At 63.5% G+C, this 7,359-nt stretch carries 6 protein-coding genes, 1 tRNA gene and 1 pseudogene; 3 read left to right on the top strand and 5 right to left on the bottom strand.

All coding sequences use genetic code 11. From position 1 onward, the window contains the following. Positions 1–91 precede the first annotated feature (91 nt). Both ACFRMQ_RS35380 and ACFRMQ_RS35375 read right to left on the bottom strand, forming a co-directional pair. Entirely contained in the window at positions 92–304 is a 213-nt protein-coding gene (locus ACFRMQ_RS35380) for a zinc ribbon domain-containing protein (RefSeq protein WP_380734905.1), read from the bottom strand. A 22-nt stretch (positions 305–326) separates the two neighbouring features. Further along, complete coding sequence (locus ACFRMQ_RS35375) at positions 327–1,631, bottom strand: hypothetical protein (RefSeq protein WP_380734903.1); 1,305 nt, start codon at positions 1,629–1,631, stop codon at positions 327–329. 281 nt (positions 1,632–1,912) lie between these two features. Between ACFRMQ_RS35375 and ACFRMQ_RS35370 the strand changes: the two genes are divergently transcribed. From ACFRMQ_RS35370 to ACFRMQ_RS35360, 3 genes and pseudogenes are all read left to right on the top strand, one after another. Continuing rightward, positions 1,913–1,987, top strand: a tRNA-Val gene (locus ACFRMQ_RS35370). 137 nt (positions 1,988–2,124) lie between these two features. Then, a pseudogene (locus tag ACFRMQ_RS35365) lies at positions 2,125–2,424 on the top strand (XRE family transcriptional regulator); the annotation flags it as partial. Further along, positions 2,421–2,903, top strand: coding sequence for an NUDIX hydrolase (locus ACFRMQ_RS35360; RefSeq protein WP_380734901.1), 483 nt, complete (start codon positions 2,421–2,423; stop codon positions 2,901–2,903). The pseudogene ACFRMQ_RS35365 and the gene ACFRMQ_RS35360, both read left to right, overlap by 4 nt. Positions 2,904–3,048: 145 nt before the next feature. On the opposite strand, the gene ACFRMQ_RS35355 is transcribed toward ACFRMQ_RS35360, so the two are convergent. The 3 genes from ACFRMQ_RS35355 to ACFRMQ_RS35345 form a co-directional block, all read right to left on the bottom strand. Continuing rightward, positions 3,049–5,982 (bottom strand): NACHT domain-containing protein, encoded by a 2,934-nt coding sequence (locus ACFRMQ_RS35355; RefSeq protein ID WP_380734900.1) that lies wholly within the window; start codon positions 5,980–5,982, stop codon positions 3,049–3,051. 246 nt (positions 5,983–6,228) lie between these two features. Next, positions 6,229–6,774 (bottom strand): HD domain-containing protein, encoded by a 546-nt coding sequence (locus ACFRMQ_RS35350; protein ID WP_380734898.1) that lies wholly within the window; start codon positions 6,772–6,774, stop codon positions 6,229–6,231. 28 nt (positions 6,775–6,802) lie between these two features. Further along, entirely contained in the window at positions 6,803–7,237 is a 435-nt protein-coding gene (locus tag ACFRMQ_RS35345) for a GntR family transcriptional regulator (RefSeq protein ID WP_380734897.1), read from the bottom strand. Positions 7,238–7,359: the final 122 nt, after the last annotated feature.

Raw genomic sequence — 7,359 nt, 5'->3', positions numbered from 1 at the left:
GAGACCGCGAAGCCCTACCGCTGGACCTACGAAGGCACCCCGCTCAAGGCAGCCTGATCAACACCCCTCCACGAACTTCTGCAGGGCAGCACTAGCCGCAGCACCCGCCGCCGCAGCAGCCGCCCCCGCTCGGGGCCTGCTGCGGCGCGCCGCCGGCCGCGCCGGTGACGGCGACGGTGGACAGCAGCTTCACCGTGTCCTGGTGGCCCTGCGGACAGACGGCGGGGTCGTTGGCCTGGGCCATCGGGCGGCGGAGCTCGAAGGTGGCGCCGCAGGAGCGGCAGCGGAAGTCGTAGCGTGGCATACCGGCAGCGTACCCACCGCGCTCAGCGCTGCTGGCCGAGATCCCCGCGAATCATGCCGATCACCCGCGCCGCTGTGTCCCGCACCGCCGCCAGCTCGGTCAGGAAGTGCCAGTAGTCGGGGTGCCGGCCGGCCTCCTCCAGGGTGGCCACCGCGCGGTCCAGCCGGGCCACCGCCTCGTCCAGCGGAGCGGCGTGCCGCGGATCCGGCGCGCTGCGCCCGGCCATCGCGAGGCGCTGGGCGTCCCGGATGGCGAAGCGGGCCCGCTCCACCTCCCGACTGGGGTCGTGCTGCACCTCGTTCAGCTGCCGCAGCCGGTCGTTCACCGCGAGCACCGAGCCGTCGGCGGTCTCCAGCAGCGCGCGGACCGTGCCGATCGCGGCGGTGGCGTCCGCCCAGCGCTGCTCGTCCCGGGCCCGGGCGGCCTCGGCGAGCTTGCGCTCGGCGGCGCGCCCGGTCTCCGCGACCTGGTCCGGCACCCGCTGGAGGTCCTGCCAGCAGGCGGTGCTGAACCGGCGGCGCAACTCGCTCAGGGCGGGCGCGACCGTCTCGGCCTTGGTCTCCAGCGCCTGGATGCGGGTCCGCAGGCTCGCCACCCGCCGGTCGATCTCCCGCGCCCGCTCCGGCAGCTGCCCGGCGTCGCCCGCGATCGCCTCGGCGCGCTGCTTCACGTCGTCCGCGCGCCGCAGCGTGTCCGCGACCCCGTGCCGGGCCGGTCCCTCGTTCAACCGGCCGAGCTCGGGCGCCAGTTCCGCCAGCCGGGCGGCCAGGTCGTCCGCCCGAAGACCGGCGCCGCGCACCTCGTCCAGCGCGTTGCTGGCCGCCAGCAGCGCGCGCTTGGCCCGCTCGACCGCCGGGGTGACCCGCATCAGTTGCTGCTCGGCGTGCTGGACGGTCGGCTGCAGGCGGCGCAGGAAGTCGTTCAGCTCCGCCCGGGCCGATCCGAGCTGGCCCCTCACGTCCTCCAGCTGCCGCTTGGCCTGCGCGGCCGCGCCCGCGTCCAGGGCCTCGCTGTCCAGGTTGTGGGCGTCCAGGGCGGCGAGGTAGTTCACGGTGACCTGGTCGACCCGGCCGGAGATCGCCGCCAGATCGGCCAGCGCGCGCTGCGCCGCCGGGCCCTCCTCGGCCGCGCGGACGGTCTCCACCGCGAGCTGCACCTCGCGCTGGGTCTCCTCCAACTCGTAGAACGCCTCCTGGGCCGCCGCCCGGGCCTCCCGGGCCTGCGCCCGTCCGCCCTCGCCACCGCCGCGCCGGCCCCACCAGCCGCCACTCCCGGCGGACGCCAACACGACCGCCCCCAGCGCACCCGCGAGCACCACCGGCAACATCAACGCGTCGGCCGCCGCACTCCCCGCACTCCCCGCCCGACGCCGCCCCCGCCCGCTCCCGCCGGCCACCGCCACTGCGCGCTCCCTGTTCCGACCCGCTGATCCGGCCCCCATTCTCCCCGATCCCCCCGCCGACCCGTCACCCCCTCCCACCCCGTCCACCCCTGCTCCCCGCGCGCCCGCACCCGCCCACCCACCGCCCCACCGGGCGCCCGGCCCCCACCACCCCCCGGGACCAGGTACCCTAGGCTCTCGTCGTGCGCCCGCCGGGCCACGACAGGGGGCGCGTAGCTCAGTGGTAGAGCGCTGCTCTTACAAAGCAGATGTCGGCGGTTCGAAACCGTCCGCGCCCACCAGCCAAAATGCCCCGGACCGATCTTGGTCCGGGGCATTTGACATCTCAGGCTGACATCAGTGGCGCCGCTTGAGCAGCCGGTCCATGTTGCCGAGGGCCTCCCGCTGGGTGTCCTGCGTGACGTGGGTGTAGACGTTCGGCCCGGCGATGGCGGGCAAGATTCGCAACGCGCTCGCCAACTATGCGCCGCTGTTCGGCGTCCCCGGAGTCGAGTTCCGGCTCCACTCGACGACGCTCTATAACTCGCTCTATCGAGCCGATGATGACCTGCTCGTCAACGGGCACGTCTACGGTGTCGGCGCCTATCTGGCACCGGTGATGCACCTCTCCCAGGTGCCTGGCGGAGAGCTGTTCAGCACGTACGCGGCGAGCATCGAACGGATCTGGGAGACCTCCCGGGTCATCACCTCGCCGAATCTTGAAAGTGAGGCCGCATGAGCCGCATCGACTACTTCCACGACCCGGCCGCTCCGCCGGCGAACTCCGTTGTGCCCTCCGTCACCGCCGTCGTGACGGACGCGGAGGGGTGGCTACTGCTGATCCACAAGACGGACAACGACCTGTGGGCCCTCCCCGGTGGTGGGCACGACATCGGGGAGTCCGTGGCAGACACCGTGGTTCGGGAGGTTCGGGAGGTTCGGGAGGAGACGGGGATCGACGTCGAGGTGGCCTCGGTCGTCGGGCTCTACACAGACCCTGGTCACGTCATGGCCTACGACGAAGGGGAGGTCCGGCAACAGTTCTCCATCTGCTTCCGGGCACGCCCTGTCGGTGGCGAGCTGCGGACGAGTTCGGAGTCGAAGGAGGTCCGCTGGGTGAACCCAGCGGACCTCAACTACCTGGACATTCACCCGTCCATGCGGCTGCGGATCCAGCACGGCTTGGCATCGGACCGCACGGAGCCGTACATCGGCTAGTAGCGCTTCGTAAGCTCGATCAGCCTGTGCCTACCATGCGTCGTCTCGTTGGCTAGACGGACCAACCATCTTCGACGAGGGGCGGGGGGACTCCCGCCCCTCGTGGGTTAACGGAACAACTGATTTCGCAGTCAGGCCAGATCAATCAAGCTTGGGATGCTCCCGCTTCACTCTCAGCAATGAACGAAACCTCTCCCCGAATCCAACGCGCAAGGAGCTCATTAACGCGACTGCCCATGCCCAGAGACCTGAGGGATTGAAGTGACCCTTGAACGTTCTCATGGGTAGAGTTCGTGATTGCCCACTTCATCGCAATATAGTAGATGTTCCCATATGTCCTACTAATGGCTGGATGGGATTCTCGGCGATTCTTGGCCATGGCTTCAGCAAGCACGCATGCGAGCAAAATGGTAGTCTCCCTGACTCCGCTCTGTGGGAGATCTGAAGAATTGTGATGAGTAATCATCAGGATGCGAGAGATTGGGCCGTCGGGGACTCTTTTAAGCCAGGGCATCGGGGAATCGACAAGGATCTCTGAGAGGTCATCCAGGCACTCATCCAGGAATTCATGGAAGACGGGCCTGAAAGATGTCACGTAATTTCTGGAAATTAGCGCCGAGATAGGTGGAATGAACCAGCCGGCTAGGCCGGAACCGACATCGAATAGCGACCTCACTCCAAAGCGTTCGATCATCTTTGCAATTTCATCGCGCCCCATCATTGCTTGCATTTGTGCGGCCCAGGGATGGCGATCTTCGTGCAAAGCGATTAGATGGTTAACCTCTCCGAAGATTTCATTCTCCAGCATTTCCCATGCCCTGCGGTTTTCCTTTGGCATGGGCGAGGAAGTGTCAAAGTGTGTAGAAACCCGAGAAATAAACAGAGCCAATACTAGTGGGTTCGGGTCTTCTTGATTTGCATTGACAGCCTCAAGCAAGGACGCCTTCAGGAACCTGGAAACCTCTGCGATGTTTTCTCGACCGCAGTGGAGCACCGACTCCAGCGGCCTTAGGGCTCTGCGAACGGAATCAGTCTTCGCGACGCCTTCTAGCGTGACGGTGACGGCCGCATCGCAGATCGCCCTAATGATTTGCGGCCGGGGAACTGCGAACGATAGCGCCCTGCCGCAAAAAGCTGCTACATTCGCCTTCTCTTCGGGATCATCGGCAAAGTTGACAAAATCAAGGGCGAGCGTCAGGAAGTCATCAGCCCCGTCATCTACATTGTTGCCGATGATCTGCACAGCCAGCTGCGCGACAACTTCCCACTCCGAGGATTTTATCCTTGGAATTAGAGCTTCAAAGAGATTTTCAGGGGTCGGGTTGGATCGCACCAGCTGAGTCGCAGAAAAGTACTCAAGGAACGTTCTGTGGGTAAACCCGTAGATTCCTTGATTCTTGTCTGATCCGACGTCCGTTAGCACCCATGCGCGACCGGTGCAAAAGTCAACAAACTGTGTCGCAGCATCTTCCGCTGTGTCCTCATCGTCAAATCGCTTCCTAAGAAGGAAGTCCTTCATGAAGCCAATCAGCCTATCGCGCCTCAGTCCGTTTTGGGCGGCCGGATCGGAGTACATCCGAAATGCCAGAGAGTTGAGCGCATGCTTTACGTGAGCATCAAAGGGAAGTGGGATTGTAATTCCCCTCTGGCGGTCCCATCGCTCAAATAGAAGCTCAGCGCACTTCTTGTAGACGTCTGGCCGATTTGAAGGAATGTAGTGCTCAGTAGCATAGATTCCGCACATCAATGAAAGCATCAGCGGATTTTGGCGAAGGTCTGTTACGAACTCGCTATCCTGCAGAAAGGAGGTCGCTAGTTCCACCCTGCGGGTGCGGTCAATTGTAGCGTCCAATGAAAACCAATTGTTCGCATATTGACGAACTTGTGTTGGTGACAGTTCCACCAGGTTTACTGGCGTAAATAGAAGATCATCGAGGGGCGCCTCGTCGTACCCAACTCGCCGTGAAGTGACTAGCACGGGAGCGGTCGGGTACATATAGGCAAATGACTCGACGAAATCTACAACTTTCCGACGAAGTGAGGTGTCCGTCAGTTCATCGAGTCCATCGAATATTACGAAGGCTCGCCCGCTCCTAAGAAGGTAGTCAATTCCGCCTGAAGGTGGTGTCACATTGTACGGATCTCGGCAGATCCCCTCAAGATATTCCACCATCGTCCTCTTCCCTGCACGGAAGTCTTCAATGTGGTCACGCAAGACAAATAGGAGAGGAACCTTTGCGTTTGATGCGGGAAATGCTGACTTTGCAATATCGTGAGCCAGCTTCAGGGAGAGTGTGGATTTTCCGCCGCCCGGATCCCCGAGGACGACGGTCCGTTGGGAGAATGAAACAACCGTAGCGATATCTGTAACTGTTGACTCGCCGGGCCGGTCAGAGGCAAGCTTGAGCTTTGGCTCAACAAAAAGCTTGCTATAGGGGACTTTACGGGTAGTGCCCGCGTGCGGCAGCTTCATGGTGCCGTGAAGGTTGCGAACCTGATCGCTGAGCTGTTCTTCAAAATGATGATAGCTTGCCAGACTTTCCAACTCACTTAGGCCGCGGGCGGCGATGGCGGCCGACGCTGCGAACGATGATGACATTTTCAGGACGGAAGCTCTCGCCTTCGCAGAGAGTCCCTCTGACGACTTCACGGTCAGCGAGGTTTCAAGGCATTTTTCTTCAAGTGACTGCCAGAGGGCCGCTGCAATCAATTCTTTTTCTGATTTGCTCGCGGATGGAACCGAAGCATGCACAGATTTCGTGAGCTGATTCATCGTCTCAGTCATCTGCTTCTTTTGCTTTTTATCGCTTGGAGTTGCAAATGTCTGGACAGCGACAGAGAGTGCAATACTCTCAAAGTCTGGCGTCTGGAGATATGATGTGACCTCGCTGGCGACTTCCAGCGGCAGGTACGGCGAAATTTCTGACAAAGTCTGCTCTGACAGTGCCTTGCGGGTCTTGCGGTTACGCCAGCGAGTCGTAACGTTCCCCATGGGAACGCCCGCTAGCTTTCCGACGGCACCTCCAGCAGCACGTCCTACTGCGGGTGTGCATGCCTTCGCAATCGCTGCGATCTCCAAGCCTGTCACCATCGACGCCTCCTAGCTCCCTTAGCGACCGTGATACCACACTCGGCACTAAGCTGAGCCCATTTCAGGGATCTTGGCCACACGGACCGGAGACCGGCTTACTGCCGCCGGCCGTTACGCCAGGGCAGTGGGCCGGCTAGCGCAGTTCGAGCCTGCGCTAGCGCGGCTACGTCTGCTTGGGCACCATCTCGCAGCAGCTTCCGTCGTCTGGCTCCACACATGATCGTCAAACAAGTCCTAAGTAGTCGTGTCGATCTGGAGCAATTTGCCCTCGACGCGGCGGGCAGCGGCGTTGATCTCTGGTTCGGCGCGGCGGATGAACCGGCCGACGATGCTGTCCGGCCCGTACCGACCCACAATTTCCGCGATCCGGTTGGGCGTCGTTGTCGGCGTGCCATCCGGAGTGGTGGTCATGTCGCAGTAGATCAGTGCGTCCACCAAGTGGGGTTCCTCCAGCGGGAACTCCGCCTCCAACTCCCGGCGAAGGCCCCGTTCCTCGGCTTCGAGCAGGGCACAGGAGTGGTGGGCGACCAGTCGCACGACGCGTTCGTCCACGTTCTCCGCTCGGAGGAAGCGCGCGCCGTCGAGCGGGTGGAAGCCGGTGTCGACGATCCGCGGCGAGTAGCCGACGTCGTGCAGGACCGCTGCGGACTCCAGCAGCTCAGCATCCGGGCCGAGGATGCCGGCCAGGGTGCGCGCCTTGCTGGCCACCCCCTTGGAGTGGTCCCATCGGCGCGGCAGGTCGGCGGACAGAAGGGATTCGGCAAGCTCGTAGGCCCACACGATGGCATCCGTTCCTAGGTGACTGGGGTCAGGAGTGATTGGCGGGAAGTGCGCGGACGCGCCGCCCCTTCCCGTGACGTACTTCGAGAACGCCGGCGCCTTCCAGCTGAGCGAGGGCGCGCCGGACGGTGCCCCGCGCGGCGCCGGTCGTCTCGGTGAGTTCCTTCTCGGACGGGAAGTCGGCGTCGACACCGAGTTCGTAGACCAGGGCAGCGAACTGGTCGAGCACCGGGACCTTGAGCGCGGCTCCGACAACGAGCCACCCGACGCCGGGCTGCGATCGGATCAAGCCCTCGGCCGCGAGGACGTCGAGGGCGCGCTTCACTGTGGTGCGGGCGACGTCATGCTCCTTCATCAGGTCGGCTTCCGATGGAAGTGACGCCATGGTGGAGTCTCCGCTGATCTCGGCGCGCAATGCGTCGGCAATCCGCAAGTACGTACCGCGCGGGCTCCGCTCGGGCACTGGGCCGCTCCTTCCGTAGGTGGATACCTAGTGCCGCATCAGACAACGTTCGCCCTCTTGTGACCAGGCGCCCGGGTGCTGCGGCTGGCGGCTCCGGGCGGTCAGAATGATCACGTGGCTGA

Origin of the sequence: Kitasatospora sp. NPDC056783, assembly GCF_042789895.1 — a bacterium.
Classification (GTDB): Bacteria; Actinomycetota; Actinomycetes; order Streptomycetales; family Streptomycetaceae; genus Kitasatospora.
The sequence above is the reverse complement of the archived record's forward strand: the minus strand, read 5'-3'. Positions and strand labels throughout refer to the sequence as shown.

What these genes read in the sequence shown, in the direction of transcription:
- ACFRMQ_RS35375 (WP_380734903.1), bottom strand. Translation starts at nt 1,631, where the DNA reads ATGTTGCCGGTGGTGCTCGCGGGTGCGCTGGGGGCGGTCGTGTTGGCG.
- ACFRMQ_RS35380 (WP_380734905.1), bottom strand. Translation starts at nt 304, where the DNA reads ATGCCACGCTACGACTTCCGCTGCCGCTCCTGCGGCGCCACCTTCGAG.
- ACFRMQ_RS35360 (WP_380734901.1), top strand. Translation starts at nt 2,421, where the DNA reads ATGAGCCGCATCGACTACTTCCACGACCCGGCCGCTCCGCCGGCGAAC.